We start from the raw sequence: 15291 nt of genomic DNA on the forward strand, positions 1-15291 counted from the left end.
GCATCGTCAGGGTGCGGTCCAATCCACATCTGTTGCCTGCTCGATGTGCAGCAATCCATTTGGCCAGGGTTGCGCCAATTCCTTAGCTTGCTCTTCGGGCGCGGTGAGCCATAGCTGCACCCCTGCCAAATCCAGTAACACGCCCATTCGGTGGTGGATCGGCTCTAAATCGGCATTTGGTTCGCATGTCACCGCCGCGAACTGGTCAACATGCAGGCCACCGGGCGCCTGCCACCGATCAGTGATCGCGGCAAAAAACAACGGTGCCCCATCCTTTGAAGCAATGCGCCACGCCGTTTTTCGGCGCTTTTCTCCGGTCCACTCATACCAGCCATCCACCGGGACAACTGCCCGACCGACCCCTTCGAACGCGGCTTTGTCAAATACAGTTTCTGACCGCGCGTTGATGATGGTTTCCATGACTGGTCGTCCGCGAGCATTGACACGCCCCACCGGGATCATGCCCCACCGCATGGACACCAACCCGCGGGTGGTCAGCACAACCATTTCCTGCCCCGGCTGAATGTTACTACGGGCTGACTGGCCCGGGGCTGTATTCGAAACACCCAGAACCGTCGCGATCTCGGTCATTGGCCGTGTCAGAAAATACCGCCCGGGCATTGCTCACTCCTGTTCGGCAACCTCGTTGGCAAGATCCAATACGAAGGGCCCAAGCGTTTCGACAATCTGAGAGACCCCTTTGGCATTGGGGTGAATGCCGTCCGCCTGCATGAACTGACCAACCGCGCTCGGATCTCCGTCCGCGGCCAAGCCGTCAAAAAAGCTGTTCGCGTATTGGGTTTGATATGCCTGCGCCAACTCCGGATACATGGCATCAAAACTTTGCTTGTACTCGGCACCGTAGTTTCCTGGCGCCTGCATCCCAACCAGCAAAACTCCAACATCCTCAGCCTGCGCCACCTTCAGAATGGTTTCGAGATTGCCTCGTGACACCTCTGGGTCGATGCCCCGCAACAGATCATTGCCACCCAGCGCGACGATCATCCCGTCCACATCGGGTGTCAGTGTCCATTCAACACGCGACGCGCCCCCCGCCGTCGTGTCGCCCGATACGCCAGCGTTGATCACACGGATCTCTGCGCCCTGCTCTTGCAGCCAACGTTCGAGTTGAGGGACAAATCCATCCTCCTCAATCAGCCCATAGCCTTGCGTCAGGGAATCTCCTAAAGCGGCGATCACAACAGGCTCGGCTGTGGCCATAAAACCGCAGCACATAAACAGCCCGGACATCAAAGCCTTGCGCAATTCTATAACTGCTCCATATCCCAAATAATTGCTCCCCTTTGGAAAGACCCATGGCAACATCAGCTCTTGAACTCCAAAATGCCGCATTGTCGCTGGAAGGCAATGCCGGTCGCGTGAATATTCTGCATGACGTTAGCTTGTCTGTTGTACAGGGCGAAACACTTGGATTAGTCGGACCATCCGGTTCCGGCAAATCCTCGTTGCTGATGCTGATGGGCGGATTAGAACAAGCCACCGGCGGCAGCGTGATTGCTTTGGGTAAAGATCTGACTGGCATGGACGAAGATACATTGGCCCGGTTTCGGCGCGACTCCATGGGTGTTGTGTTCCAAAACTTCCACCTGATCCCTACGATGACGGCTCTGGAAAATGTGGCTACCCCGCTGGAACTGGCGGGCCACAGCGATGCATTCGCCCGCGCCGAGGCCGAGTTGGAAGCCGTAGGACTGTCGCATCGGCGCGATCACTACCCCGCCCAACTTTCGGGTGGCGAGCAGCAGCGCGTTGCATTGGCGCGGGCATCCGCCCCGCGTCCACAAATCCTTTTGGCCGATGAACCCACTGGAAACCTAGACGAAACAAATGGTGCTGCCATCGTCGATCTCCTGTTCGGGCTGCGCGACAAACATGGGGCCACCTTGGTGCTGGTTACACATAGCCATACGCTTGCCGAAAGATGTGACCGCGTTGTTCGATTGAGAGACGGCAGAGTCGAAGAGAAGGCCAAGCAAGAGGCAGCAGAATGAGCATGCGGCTGGCCGGGCGACTAGCCCGACGCGAGCTACGAGGCGGCCTGCGTGGTTTTCGCATCTTTCTGGCCTGTCTGGCCCTCGGTGTTGCTGCGATTGCGGCCGTCGGTTCGGTTCGACACGCAATTCAGGCGGGTCTGACGCAAGAAGGGGCGGCACTGCTCGGCGGCGATGCCCAGCTGGAATTCACCTACCGTTTTGCCAACGACGAAGAACGCGCCTGGATGGACCAGTCTGCACAAGAGGTTTCCGAGGTTGTCGATTTCCGTTCCATGGCGGTGGCACCACGCGATGCAGGACCTGAGCGAGCGCTGACACAGGTAAAATCCGTAGATGATGCCTATCCTTTGCTGGGATCTGTGTTGTTAAAGCCTGACATCCCGTTGGCAACAGCATTGGATGGCTCCGCTAAGCTACCGGGCGCAGTCATGGATCCGGCACTGATAGATCGCCTCGGCCTTTCGGTCGGGGACCTTTTCGCGTTGGGCACGCAGGATTTTGTGCTCATGGCCTCGTTAGAGACGGAACCGGACGGTGCAGCAGATGGCTTTGGATTGGGTCCAAGAACATTGGTGCGCACTGAAGACCTGCGTACCTCGGGCCTGCTAGAGCCCGGCACTTTGTTTTCGACAAAATACCGACTGGATCTGCCGTCTGATATCGCCTTGGCGGATCTCTCAATCGAAGCTGACCAGACCTTTGACGGCACTGGTATGCGATGGACCGATGCGCGCAACGGTGCGCCGGGCATTTCCGAATTCGTCGCGCGGCTCAGTTCGTTTCTGGTGTTGGTCGGATTGTCAGGGCTGGCCGTTGGCGGCATCGGCGTTTCTGCAGCTGTCCGGGCCTATCTGTCCCAGAAGACCGAAACAATCGCCACTTTGCGCACATTGGGGGCCGACCGGGCAACTATTTTCCAAACCTACATGATCCAGATCGGTTTGTTGTCTGGGATCGGCATCGTGATTGGTGTGTCTCTGGGCGGGTTGGTACCCATGTTGATGGCGCCTGTTATCGAAAGCCGCCTGCCCATTCCCGCCGTCTTTTCACTTTATCCGCAACCCCTGGCCGAAGCTGCCTTGTATGGGTTCTTAACGGCATTTTTGTTCACACTCTGGCCCCTCGCCCGCACCGAAGAAGTGCGAGCCGCCACGCTGTTTCGCGATGCTTTGACATCCGCCAACCGTGTTCCGCGGGCGATCTACGTGCTGGCAACTGCGCTGGGTCTCGCCTTGCTGATCGCCTCTGCGTCCTGGTTTAGCGGGTCCACATGGCTCACACTTTGGACCAGCGGCGGTCTGGTAGGCGCTCTGCTGTTACTGTCTCTGTCCGCGTTCGCGATCCGCTGGATAGCGCGCACCGGGGCGCCCTTGGCGCGTGGTCGGCCGGCCCTTCGCTGGGCGTTGTCCGCGATTTCCGACCCGCGAGAAGGCGCAGGTTCCGTTGTTCTGTCGCTGGGTCTCGGGCTATCAGTTCTCGCTGCGGTGGGGCAAATCGATGGCACCTTACGCAATGCCATTTCGGGAAACCTCCCGGATGTCGCGCCCTCGTATTTCTTCGTCGACATCCAAAAGGATCAAATGCCAGGATTTAACGAGCGCCTTGAAAACGACCCGGATGTTAGCCGGATCGAAAGTGCGCCAATGCTGCGCGGCATCCTTTCACAGATCAACGGACGCCCTGCACGAGAAGTGGCCGGAGATCACTGGGTGGTAGAGGGCGATCGTGGTCTCACCTATTCCATTCAACCACCCGAGAACGCACGGATCACCGCCGGCGAATGGTGGTCCGAAGACTATTCCGGCACGCCGCAAGTCAGCTTTGCCGCTGAAGAAGGTGAAGAAATGGGATTGAAGCTTGGGGACGAACTGACAATCAACATTCTGGGGCGCGATATCGTAGCCGAATTGACCTCGTTCCGCGAGGTTGATTTTTCGACCGCAGGTATGGGGTTCATCATGTCGATGAATCCGTCCGCACTGGCAGGCGCACCCCACAGCTTCATTGCGACGGTGTATGCCGAGGAACAGGCTGAAGCCGCAATATTGCGAGACCTGGCGGACCAATACCCCAACATCACAGCCATTCGGGTCCGGGATGCGATTGATCGCGTGTCCGGTCTGTTGGCCGGGCTGGCCGCTGCGACCTCGTACGGAGCTGGTGTTTCATTGCTTACAGGTTTCCTGGTTCTGATCGGAGCCGCAGCAGCAGGGGAGCCCGCGCGAAGATATGAAGCCGCTGTTCTGAAAACGCTTGGTGCTGACCGGCCCAGGATTCTGTTTAGCTTTGCCCTGCGCGCCATCCTCCTAGGGGCTGCGGCCGGCTGCGTCGCCTTACTCACTGGCATCCTAGGTGGCTGGGCCGTTGCCACTTACATTTTCGACACAAGTTTCTCGATCATTTGGTCATCGGCTTTGGGCATCGTGTTCGCGGGGATTATCGTCACTCTGGGCGCAGGTCTTGCGTTTGCGCTGCGTCCCCTCTCCGTGCGGCCCGCTCGCATCCTACGTGCCAGCGATTGATGTCAGCGTCCGCAAGCAACGGGCTGCAGAATTCTCAGCAAGGGGTCATTGTTACACACCAACGCGTCCAACGTGATATCATCTAACGAAGCATAAAACACCTCTGCAGCATCCTGCAGCGCCACGCGCAGACGACAAGCCTCGGTCAATGGGCAGGAGTTGTCCGCATCGGCAAAGCACTCGACAATCGGCAAAGATCCTTCAACGTCCCGAAAAACCGCACCGATACGGATCTCGTCCGCTGGGCGCGCCAGTGACATTCCGCCTTTGCGACCGCGTTGCGTGCTCAGATAGTCCAGTTGGCTCAATTGATTGATCACCTGTGCCAGATGATTTTCCGAGATGTTGCACGCTTCGGCAATCTCAGCTTTCGTCACCAGCCGGTCCAGATGCGCTGCACAATACATCAGCAGACGTACAGCTATATTCGTCCGTTTGGTAATCCGCATATTGGCCTCCCTACATTCTTGATGCAGCAACATTGCATGTTCGGTCAAAAAGCGGTTTGACATACATCAATCTTGTAAAAGGACACCGCCCAAATGGCTGACCCCTATTTCTTTGGCTATGGCAGCCTCGTGAACCTGGCCACGCATGATTTTCCGGATCCCCGGCCTGCAACACTGAAGGGTTGGCGTCGTGTATGGCGCCACACTGACATGCGTCCAGTGGCTTTCCTGACCGCGATCCCGGATGCGGCTTCCGAGATCGAGGGCATGATTGCCCATGTCCCGGACGATGACTGGGCGGCTTTGGATGAACGCGAATGGGCTTATAACCGTGTTCCGGCAACGCAGTCCATATCGCACCCGCTGACACGCGATGTTGACATCGCTGTCTACGCGGTACCAAAAGATCGTGAAAACGATGCACCAAACCATCATCCGCTGTTGCTGAGCTATATTGACGTCGTCGTACAAGGATATTTGCGCGCTTTTGGTTCGGACGGCGCTGACCGGTTCTTTGCCACGACGGACGGATGGGAAGCCCCGGTCTTGAACGACCGTGCCGAGCCACGCTACCCGCGCCATCAACAGCTGAAACGCGTCGAAACCGATTTTGTAGACAGCCGACTACAGCGCGTTTCCGCAAAGATTGTGCAACCCGCATAAACCGAAAAAGACCGGGCTTTGCAGCCCGGCTTAATGTTCAATTCTACGGTTTAATCTAAGCTTACCCGCGCGCCCGGATCACCTGCAGCAACGGTAACAAAGTCGCCATCTCTGGGCCTCGTTCCATGCCGGTCAACGCTTTGCGCAGCGGCATGAACAAGCCCTTGCCTTTGCGCCCAGTCGCTTCTTTCACCGCTTGGGTCCAAACAGCCCAGGTGTCACCATCGAAAGGCCCTTCGGGCAAAAGCGCTATGGCTTCGGCGATAAAGTCGCTGTCCTCATCAGCGATCATAGGTTCTGCACCGTCCCGGCACAATTCCCACCAGCCCTTGAGGTCGCTCAGAGTGGTGATATTCTCGCGTGCCATTGCCCAAAACGGCTCGGCCAGATCCGCAGGAACACCAGCGCCGGCAACTGCGTCCTTGACGTCAGACAACGGTAGCGACTGCAGGTGCTTTGCGGTCAGCGGGAAAAGGTCTTGAACGTCGAATTTGGTTGGTGCCGATCCAAATCGTGCGACGTCGAACCCGTCGATCAATTCAGCCATATCGGACCGCAGCTCGACTGGATCGGACGAGCCCAGACGCGCCATCAGACTCAACAAAGCCATCGGCTGCACACCTTGTTCGCGCAGGTCACGCAAAGCCAGCGTGCCTAGCCGTTTCGACAACGCCTCACCCTGCGGACCGGTCAGCAGCGAGTGGTGGGCAAAGCGCGGGCAATGTCCGCCAAGTGCCTTGATGATCTGAATCTGTGTCGCGGTGTTGGTCACATGGTCCGAGCCGCGCACCACATCCGTCACGCCCATTTCGGTATCATCCACCACCGAAGCAATCGTATAGAGAACCTGACCGTCCCCGCGGATCAGAACCGGATCGGACACCGACGCGGCATCGATCGAGATGTCGCCCAGAATGCCGTCATTCCATTCAATCCGTTCGTGATCCAGTTTGAAGCGCCACACGCCGTTGCCCCGCTCGGCCCGCAGCGACTCTTTTTGGGCATCCGACAGGTTCAGAGCGGCGCGATCATAAACCGGCGGCTTACCCATGTTCAGCTGCTTCTTGCGCTTCAGGTCCAGTTCGGTGGGCGTCTCAAACGCCTCGTAGAAGCGACCCATCTGGCGCAGCTTGTCAGCGGCTTCTGCATAACGGTCCAGACGTTCCGACTGACGCTCGACCCGATCCCAGTGCAAGCCCAACCATTCCATGTCCTGCTTGATGGCATCGACATATTCTTCTTTCGACCGCTCTGGATCGGTGTCGTCGATGCGCAGGATGAATGTACCACCTGCCTTTCGGGCGATCAGGTAATTCATCAGGGCGGTGCGCAGGTTGCCCACATGGATGTAACCGGTGGGTGACGGGGCAAAACGGGTGGTGGTCATCGGAGTCTCCTGTTGGCGCGGCTCTTGTCACATGGACATGGTTTTGTCCAGCCGAAGCCGTCAGGTCGGCTCAACCGACCACTTCTGCGCCAAATCCTCCAACCCGGCCCGGATCAGCTCGGACAGGACGTCAAGATCGATATCTGCCAGTTTGTTTACATACAGGCATGACTTGCCGTGTTTGTGCTTTCCCAACCTCGACAGGATATGACTGAAGTCGGCATAGCCCGGCATGATATAGATGGAATGCGCAGCCTTGCGCGGAGAGAACCCAGTGGCGAGATGCACCCCCTCGCGCCCGGATTTGTATCTATAGTGATATCGGCCATACCCAACGATTGACGGGCCCCACAAGACCGGCTCAAACCCGGTCGTTTTGCGGAACAGCGCATCCAGTACTTGCGCATCCTCGGCTTTGGCTTGTGGTTGAACGGCCGACAGAAAGCTGTCGACACTTTGATCCGTTGGCATTGTCTTGTTCGGAGATTGTACCATGAACAAAATTTAACACGTAATGTTCATCCAGACAGCCCATGTAATGCGGGTATAATGTGGTCAGGGTCTTACGCTGACCTAATTCTTTCCATGGTGCTCAGACAGGGAGAAGTAGAAATGACTATAAATTTGACACGCCGAGCGGCGTTGGGAGCCGCAGCAGCCTTACCATTTGCATCAGCAGCGGCACCTGTTTTCGCCGCAGGATCCGACAACAAAGCAAACTCAACAATCGCAAAGTCCTTCCAAATGGGCGATTTCACCGTCACGACACTTTTGGATGGTAGCCTCCCACGCGACGGTGCCCAGGAGATTTTCGGTGGTGGCGCGTCGGATGAAGACTTTGCCAAAGTGTCGGCGGACAATTTCATCTCGCCTGACGTGGCTCAGTTCTTCTTTACACCGACACTGGTCAACACCGGCGCCGAGATGGTTTTGTTCGACACCGGACTTGGACAGGGTGGCATACAAGCTGCGCTGGCGGATGCAGGTGTCACCCCGGATCAGATCGACATTGTAGTCCTGACACATATGCATCCCGACCATATCGGCGGCATGACCACTGATGACGCGCCGACCTTCCCAAACGCTCGTTACATCACCGCAGCATCCGAATATGATTTCTGGGCCGCTCAGGAGGCAGGCAACCGTGTAGGCGATCTGGTTGCAGCAAAGGTGACTCCGCTGGCTGAAAAGATGACGTTCATCGAAGATGGCGGCGATGTGGTTTCTGGTGTCACCGCAATGGCCGCGTTTGGACACACACCGGGTCACATGGTGTATCATCTGGAAAGCAACGGTCAGCGCCTTATCCTGACCGCGGATTTGGCCAACCACTACGTCTGGTCTTTTGCCCATCCGGAGTGGGAGGTCCGTTTTGATATGGACAAAGCGGCAGCCACAGGGTCACGGCGCAATGTTCTAGGCCTGCTGGCAGCCGACAAGGTGCCAATGATCGGCTATCACATGCCATTCCCAGCTGCTGGTTATGTAGAAAGCCGCGGCAACGGGTTCCGCTTCGTGCCCGTCAGTTATCAGATGATGGGCTAATGCCCGCTGAAACGCTAGGCCAGACCCGGTTCTAAAGTCGTGATCGGTCGGATTTCAGTCAAATGGATCCCTGCGCAAATAAGCGCAGGGATATTTCTCCTCGGTCAAACGGCCAGAACCAAACAATGCTTATGGTGATTGAAACTCTTTGATCGCCGCAATACGGCGACTGGTACCAGTATCAGTCAGCGCTTTTTACGCAGCGCCAGACAGCTCAGCCCACTTCTGACGTAGCGTCCCAGACAACCCGGTTGCCTTCTCGGCGTCGTGCGCCGCTACATCTTCCTGCGGTATGAGAGAGGGAAATTCCGGACGAACCAGGGTTTCAGACTTCTCTTCGTCGGACATTTGCGCGCCAATAAGGTCAGCGATGTCCGCGTCCAGCTTGTCCTCATCCAGCTCTTGAGCCGGAGATTCCATCGTCCGCCATCTCAAAGGCGAGTGAAGAGACTGATCATATTCCTCGTACATTTTACCACCAAACCATTAACTCAGACAACCAACACCGGATGCGTCACACTCGAACAAAAACCGTTTGTCAGAACCCTGAGAACTCAACAGGAATGCGTCGCATCCGCCCTACATTGGGCAAATTTCAAGCACAAATGTGGCAGAAACGTGTCGGCAAAACAAGCCTTACGAGTCCTCGGACCCTGTTTATCGGCATAATTTCAGGCACTTATCGATACAGTTGGATGATTGATCGGTGAACTGTCTTCAAATTCGAAACAAACAAAAGTGCCTCAATTGCGATCACGCCAGCGATTCACGATCGGATAGCGTCGGTCCAACCAAAACGCGCGACTGGTCAGTCGCGTGCCGGGTGCTGACTGAAACCGCTTGTACTCACTGATGTAGATCAGATGTTCAACGCGACGGGCATCGGTTTTGTCAAAACCTGCGGCAACGCAATCGGCGATCGAGCCATCTTGATCAACAAGGATTTCGAGAATTCCATCAAGAACCGGATAGTCCGGCAGGCTGTCGCTGTCTTTTTGGTCTTCACGCAGCTCCGCACTTGGCGGCTTGTCGATAACCGACGGACGAATGACCTCACCCTCGGGTCCCCTCATCCAGTTACGGTGATGGGCGTTGCGCCAGCGACAGGTTTCGAACACACGGGTCTTGTACAGGTCCTTGATCGGATTGTAGCCACCATTCATATCGCCATAGATTGTGGCATACCCAACCGCAACCTCGGATTTATTCCCGGTGGTCAGCAACATTTCGCCAAACTTGTTCGAGATCGCCATCAACGTCAAACCGCGCAAGCGCGACTGGATGTTTTCCTCAGTAATATCTGCGTCATGGCCGGCGAACAAAGGCGCCAGAGTTTCGGTCACAGCTGCGCGACTGTTCGAGATCGGCACAAAGTCATACTGCACGCCCAGCGCCTTGGCGACGGCCTCGGCATCGTCCAGCGACGCCTGGCTTGTGTACTCGGATGGCAACATCACACAGCGAACGTTTTCAGCCCCGATAGCATCCACTGCAATTGCAGCGACCAAGGCGGAATCGACACCACCCGAAAGGCCCAGCAATGCCTTTTTGAACCCGGTCTTACCCATGTAGTCCCGCAGCGACTGCACCATCGCGCGGTAGTCTTGCTCCCACGCGTCCGGTTGCGGCACAATATCGGACGGCACGATCCGCCAGCCCTCTTCACTGCGTTCAAGATCTACTTCTGTTATGGCTTCGTCAAAGACCGGCATCCGGAAGGCAAGCGCACCACCCGGGTTTATCCCAAATGTCGCCCCATCAAAGACCTGATCGTCCTGCCCACCCACCATATTCAGGTAGATAACCGGCAATCCCGTCTCGACCACACGCGCAACCATATGATTTAGCCGCACATCATACTTGTCCCGAAAATAGGGCGAACCATTGGGAATCAACAGAAACTCGGCCCCGGTCTCTTCCAAGGTTTCTGCTACATCTGGATGCCAACCATCTTCGCAGATTGGGCTGCCAATTCGGGAATTCCCCACAGAATATGGCCCACCAAGTGGACCGGCATCATAGAGCCGCACCTCGTCGAACACAGTTTCATTCGGCAGATGATGCTTCAACACCTTGCTGGCAATCCGCCCGCCCTTGAGGATCAGATAGGCATTGTACAGGCTGTCATCTTCAACCCACGGCCCACCAATCGCCATCGCCGGCCCATCGGCACAGCGCTTGGCCAACGCTTCAATCGCGTCCATCGCCGCCCGGTGAAACACCGGCTTCATAATCAGATCCTGGGTGTTGTACCCGGTGACGAACATCTCGGGCAGCGCCACAAGATCGGCACCCGCCGCGCGCGCCTGTTCCCATGCCAAGAATGCCTTGGCCGCGTTGCCCTCAATATCCCCTACAACAGGGTTGAGCTGCGCCAGAGTGATGCGGAAACGGTCGGCCATCCTGCCCTCTTGTCCTCGTCAGTCCTATTGCCATTTAGCAGATCGCACCGCGAGTGAAAGGCCAATGCGGCAAAAGCCGTTGCTCTGCCCTCGGAGGTACCCTAGTTTTGCGCAAAAGGAAGCACACAGTGATGACTGGGCAGGCAGGAACAAAAATGAAACTGATCCGCAACTCGATTGCCGCTGGGATTTTGACTTTGGCGGCGACCACTGCTGTCGCTCAAGACGGCACAGTCATCGTTAAGGATGACGAGGTCGGCGGCGTCTATGAAGGTACATTCCAGAATGGCCTGCGCCACGGAACCGGAACCTATCGCCTGCCCAGCGGATTCGAATACACCGGCCAGTGGGTCGAGGGCGAAATTCAGGGGCAAGGTGTCACGCGCTATCCGGATGGCTCGGTCTACGAAGGAACGTTCGCCAAGGGACAGCCCGAAGGGCAAGGCAAGATCATCTATGCCGATGGCAGCACTTATGAGGGCGAATGGGCCAACGGTGCCATCAATGGCTCTGGCGTTGCCCAATATGCGAACGGGATGCGGTATGAAGGCGGCTTTCAAAATGCGCGCCATCATGGACAGGGGGTGCTGACCAGTTCCGATGGTCACGCCTATGACGGTGATTGGGTCGACGGTATCAAACAGGGCAAGGGCAAGATCACTTACCCCGAAGGCGGCGTTTACGAAGGCGACGTCGCGGCAGGGCAACGTGTCGGTCAGGGTACGCTGACGATGCCTGATGGCATGGCGTATACCGGCGCCTGGCAGCAGGACAGGATCAACGGCACCGGACGCCTGACCCAGCCAAATGGTGACGTATACGAAGGCGAATTGGTCAACGGCCGGAGGCAAGGCAAAGGCAAGACAACCTATTCCGACGGGGATGTGTATGAAGGCGATTTCGAAGACGACCTGCGCCACGGCAAAGGAACCTTCACCGGAACGGACGGCTTCATCTACACTGGTGACTGGAACCAGGGCCAGATCGAAGGCCTGGGAGAGGTCAGCTATCCTGACGGGTCTGTCTATGTCGGTGATTTCAGGGCAGATCTGGCCGAAGGAAACGGTCGTATAACCTATCCCGATGGATCAACCTATGATGGCGACTGGATCGCCGGGGTTATTGAAGGCCAAGGCACAGCGACCTATTCCAATGGTGTGATCTACAAAGGCCAGTTCAAAAATGCCCAAAGCCACGGCAAGGGGATTATGACCCGAGCGAATGGGTCGACCTATGACGGGGATTGGATCGAAGGCACGCGTCAGGGCAAAGGTAAGGCGACCTATTCTGACGGCACAGTCTATACCGGGGACTTCTTGAACGGTCAGAGACACGGTCAGGGCGAAATTGTTACCCCTGACGGTTTCAAATATACCGGCGACTGGTCCGAAGGTAAAATAACCGGTGCCGGAACAGCCACCTATTCGAACGGCGACGTGTACGAAGGCAACTTTGTCGACAACAAGCGACAGGGTAGCGGAACGATGCGTTACGCCAATGGGCAAGAAGAAACCGGCGTTTGGGAAAACGGAGTCCTCCCGACCCAATCTTCAGCAGAACCCAACACCCCTGCAACCGAGCCGGAAGCTGCGTCAGAAGACGATCGTGACGCGGCAACCCCTTCTGACGGTTAGATCATCACCAGGGAACGCGTTTCCCGGCCCAATCGAAGAAGCCGCCAGTATCCGCAGGCGTCAGTGTGTCGATCACGCCCAAAAGGTTTCGCGCAGCGTCTTCCGCTTCGACCGCCGGATGTCGTCCAAGATATTTCTGCGTAAAGACCGTTTTCACAGTCCCGGGATGCAACGCCACACAGATAGCTTGCTGATGTGTCCGCGCCAGCTCAATAGCAGCGGTGTGGACGATTTGGTTCACAGCAGCTTTGGCTGCCCGATAGCTGACCCATCCCCCGATTTGATTGTCGCCAATCGATCCGACCCGGGCTGAAAGCACTGCAAAGACCGAGCGCTCATCGCGTGGCAGCAAACGCTGCGCCCGGCTGAGCACCAAGGCAGGCCCAACTGCGTTCAGTGCGAATTGATCCATCATTGCCTGCGCCGAAACCGCCCGCATGGATTTCTCAGGCACAGCGCCGTTGATCTCCAGCGCTCCCGACGCAACCAGGACCAAATCGAAAGGTCCTGTCAGCTGATCCAACATCTTCACCGCCGTGTCTGGATTTGTCAGGTCAAACCCGTCGCAAGACCGCGACAAGCGGGTCACCGCAGTGCCTTGCGCCTCAAGCTGGTGACAAATGGCCGTGCCAATGCCGCCGGACGCGCCGATGATAAGTGCAGATTTCATACCAGCCCAATTAGCAGTCAACACCGGCCAATCAATGCCATTGCAAAAGAAAGCACTTCCAAAGTGTTCAGTTGTAATTTGGTTCTTTTCATTCTCGGCGGGCTCTGTATACATTCTGCCCCATGATCAACCGCGCAGATATCCCTTTTGCCGACGCCGCGTTTTGCGGTGCCGACCTGCGTGGCCTACTGATCCTAATCCGCCTCTGAGCGTGCCATCCGGCGCGCCCGCTCAGAGGAGGACGCCCGCGCGCCATAGGCATTAGGACAGAATAGAAAGTGACCCCCATGACAAACGTGACCGACCAAGACCGCGTCTTGATCTTTGACACCACTTTGCGCGACGGCGAGCAAAGCCCGGGCGCAACGATGACCCATGACGAAAAGCTTGAGATTGCCGAGCTGCTGGATGAAATGGGCGTCGACATTATCGAAGCTGGGTTTCCCATCGCCTCCGAAGGTGACTTCAAGGCCGTTTCAGAGATTGCCGAGCGGTCGAAGAACAGCCGCATCTGCGGCCTTGCCCGCGCCAACTTCGCCGATATCGAACGTTGCTGGGACGCGGTAAAACACGCCGAGAAGAACCGTATTCATACGTTCATCGGAACCTCTCCGCTGCACCGCGCCATTCCGAATCTGACACAGGACGAAATGGCCCAGAAGATCCACGACACGGTCAGCCACGCCCGCAACCTGTGCGAAAACGTGCAGTGGTCGCCAATGGACGCGACACGAACCGAGTGGGATTACCTGTGCCGAGTCATCGAGATCGCGATCAAAGCAGGTGCCACAACGATCAATATTCCTGACACAGTGGGCTATACAGCCCCGATGGAGTCGGCCGATTTGATCAAGCGCCTGATCGAAACGGTTCCTGGCGCTGATGAGGTTGTGTTTGCCACTCATTGCCACAATGACCTTGGCATGGCGACTGCCAACTCGCTGGCAGCAGTGGCCGGTGGCGCGCGCCAGATCGAATGCACGATCAACGGTCTGGGCGAACGTGCCGGCAACACTGCGTTGGAGGAGGTGGTAATGGCACTGCGCACCCGCAACGACATCATGCCGTGGAACACCGGCATCGATACCACCAAGATCATGCACATCTCGCGCCGCGTGGCGACCGTGTCGGGCTTCAACGTGCAGTTCAACAAAGCGATCGTGGGCAAGAACGCCTTTGCCCATGAAAGCGGCATTCATCAGGACGGGATGCTTAAGAACCGCGAGAATTTTGAGATCATGCGCCCTGAAGATATCGGCCTGTCAGGCACATCTCTGCCTTTGGGCAAGCACTCGGGTCGGGCCGCATTACGCGACAAGCTGAATACGCTGGGCTTTGATCTTGGGGATAACCAGCTCAAGGATATCTTTGTCCGGTTTAAGGATCTGGCCGACCGCAAGAAAGAAGTGTTCGACGACGATCTGATCGCGTTGATGACCCTTGACGAGGCTGATGACTACCTTCAGCTGGTGTCGATGAAAGTCACTTGTGGCACCGGTGGACAGGCTGAATCCACCGTCGAGTTAGAGATGGTCGGCAAGGATGTCATCGCGACCGAGCATGGCGACGGCCCGGTGGATGCGACCTTCAAAGCCATTCAGGCAATCTATCCGAACGAGGCTCATCTGCAGCTCTATCAAGTGCATGCGGTGACCGAAGGAACGGATGCGCAGGCGACTGTTTCGGTGCGTTTGGAAGAAGATGGCATGATCGCCACCGGCCAATCTGCTGACACGGATACCGTTGTGGCCTCGGCCAAAGCGTATATACATGCGTTGAACCGCCTCATCATGCGGCGTGAGAAGTCGGGCCCAGGCACTGACGCGCGCGAAATCAGCTACAAAGACCTGACCTGACAAAACGGCGGGCAACGCTCCCGCACCCGCAGTAGTTCGGCTGCGCCGAACCGCTTATCGGCTTTAGGCCCGGCACCGCGCAATAGCGCGGTGCCGGGCCTAACTCGGTTAACGGCATGTGTGATGCGGGCGATCGAGGAGGGAGGTC

Annotated in this window: 14 protein-coding genes; 6 read left to right on the plus strand and 8 right to left on the minus strand. The window is 57.0% G+C overall.

Annotation, left to right across the window (positions count from 1 at the left end; translation table 11 throughout):
- Positions 1-6: 6 nt before the first annotated feature.
- Entirely contained in the window at positions 7-621 is a 615-nt protein-coding gene (locus Q1B21_RS09225) for an SOS response-associated peptidase (protein WP_299888672.1), read from the minus strand.
- Between the two features lie 3 nt (positions 622-624).
- Positions 625-1251 carry an arylesterase gene (locus Q1B21_RS09230; RefSeq protein WP_299888675.1) on the minus strand — a complete coding sequence of 209 codons (627 nt, stop codon included), beginning with the start codon at positions 1249-1251 and terminating at the stop codon, positions 625-627.
- Positions 1252-1316: 65 nt separating this feature from the next.
- Here Q1B21_RS09230 and Q1B21_RS09235 point away from each other — a divergent pair, with 65 nt between their 5' ends.
- Complete coding sequence (locus Q1B21_RS09235) at positions 1317-2012, plus strand: ABC transporter ATP-binding protein (RefSeq protein ID WP_299888678.1); 696 nt, start codon at positions 1317-1319, stop codon at positions 2010-2012.
- Positions 2009-4537 (plus strand): FtsX-like permease family protein, encoded by a 2529-nt coding sequence (locus Q1B21_RS09240; RefSeq protein ID WP_299888681.1) that lies wholly within the window; start codon positions 2009-2011, stop codon positions 4535-4537. Before Q1B21_RS09235 ends, Q1B21_RS09240 begins: the two co-directional genes overlap by 4 nt.
- A 2-nt stretch (positions 4538-4539) precedes the next feature.
- Here Q1B21_RS09240 and Q1B21_RS09245 read toward each other — a convergent pair whose 3' ends face one another.
- Positions 4540-4986, minus strand: a complete 447-nt coding sequence (locus Q1B21_RS09245; protein ID WP_299888684.1) for an Rrf2 family transcriptional regulator — start codon at positions 4984-4986, stop codon at positions 4540-4542.
- Positions 4987-5079: 93 nt separating this feature from the next.
- Between Q1B21_RS09245 and Q1B21_RS09250 the strand changes: the two genes are divergently transcribed.
- Positions 5080-5649: a gamma-glutamylcyclotransferase family protein gene (locus Q1B21_RS09250; RefSeq protein ID WP_299888687.1), complete on the plus strand. Its 570-nt coding sequence runs from the start codon at positions 5080-5082 to the stop codon at positions 5647-5649.
- Positions 5650-5710: 61 nt separating this feature from the next.
- Here Q1B21_RS09250 and gltX read toward each other — a convergent pair whose 3' ends face one another.
- Entirely contained in the window at positions 5711-7036 is a 1326-nt protein-coding gene (gene gltX, locus Q1B21_RS09255; protein WP_299888690.1) for a glutamate--tRNA ligase, read from the minus strand.
- A 60-nt stretch (positions 7037-7096) separates the two neighbouring features.
- A complete protein-coding gene (locus tag Q1B21_RS09260) occupies positions 7097-7507 on the minus strand; it encodes a DUF1801 domain-containing protein (protein WP_299888692.1) in 411 nt (136 codons plus the stop codon).
- Between the two features lie 141 nt (positions 7508-7648).
- Here Q1B21_RS09260 and Q1B21_RS09265 point away from each other — a divergent pair, with 141 nt between their 5' ends.
- On the plus strand, positions 7649-8581 hold the full coding sequence (locus Q1B21_RS09265; RefSeq protein WP_299888695.1) for an MBL fold metallo-hydrolase: 933 nt from the start codon (positions 7649-7651) through the stop codon (positions 8579-8581).
- A 195-nt stretch (positions 8582-8776) separates the two neighbouring features.
- Here the strand turns inward: Q1B21_RS09265 and Q1B21_RS09270 are convergent, their stop codons facing one another.
- Positions 8777-9001, minus strand: coding sequence for a hypothetical protein (locus tag Q1B21_RS09270; RefSeq protein ID WP_298935255.1), 225 nt, complete (start codon positions 8999-9001; stop codon positions 8777-8779).
- Between the two features lie 323 nt (positions 9002-9324).
- The gene (locus Q1B21_RS09275) at positions 9325-10983 is read right to left on the minus strand and encodes an NAD+ synthase (RefSeq protein WP_299888698.1); all 1659 of its coding nucleotides are present in this window, start codon (positions 10981-10983) and stop codon (positions 9325-9327) included.
- A gap of 155 nt (positions 10984-11138) precedes the next feature.
- On the opposite strand from Q1B21_RS09275, the gene Q1B21_RS09280 reads away from it, so the two are divergent.
- On the plus strand, positions 11139-12617 hold the full coding sequence (locus tag Q1B21_RS09280; RefSeq protein WP_299888701.1) for a 2-isopropylmalate synthase: 1479 nt from the start codon (positions 11139-11141) through the stop codon (positions 12615-12617).
- A 4-nt stretch (positions 12618-12621) separates the two neighbouring features.
- On the opposite strand, the gene Q1B21_RS09285 is transcribed toward Q1B21_RS09280, so the two are convergent.
- Entirely contained in the window at positions 12622-13287 is a 666-nt protein-coding gene (locus Q1B21_RS09285; RefSeq protein WP_299888704.1) for an SDR family NAD(P)-dependent oxidoreductase, read from the minus strand.
- Between the two features lie 287 nt (positions 13288-13574).
- Here Q1B21_RS09285 and Q1B21_RS09290 point away from each other — a divergent pair, with 287 nt between their 5' ends.
- On the plus strand, positions 13575-15143 hold the full coding sequence (locus tag Q1B21_RS09290; protein ID WP_299888706.1) for a 2-isopropylmalate synthase: 1569 nt from the start codon (positions 13575-13577) through the stop codon (positions 15141-15143).
- Positions 15144-15291 lie beyond the last annotated feature (148 nt).

The sequence above is a fragment of the uncultured Ruegeria sp. genome (assembly GCF_947504215.1).
Classification (GTDB): Bacteria; Pseudomonadota; Alphaproteobacteria; order Rhodobacterales; family Rhodobacteraceae; genus Ruegeria.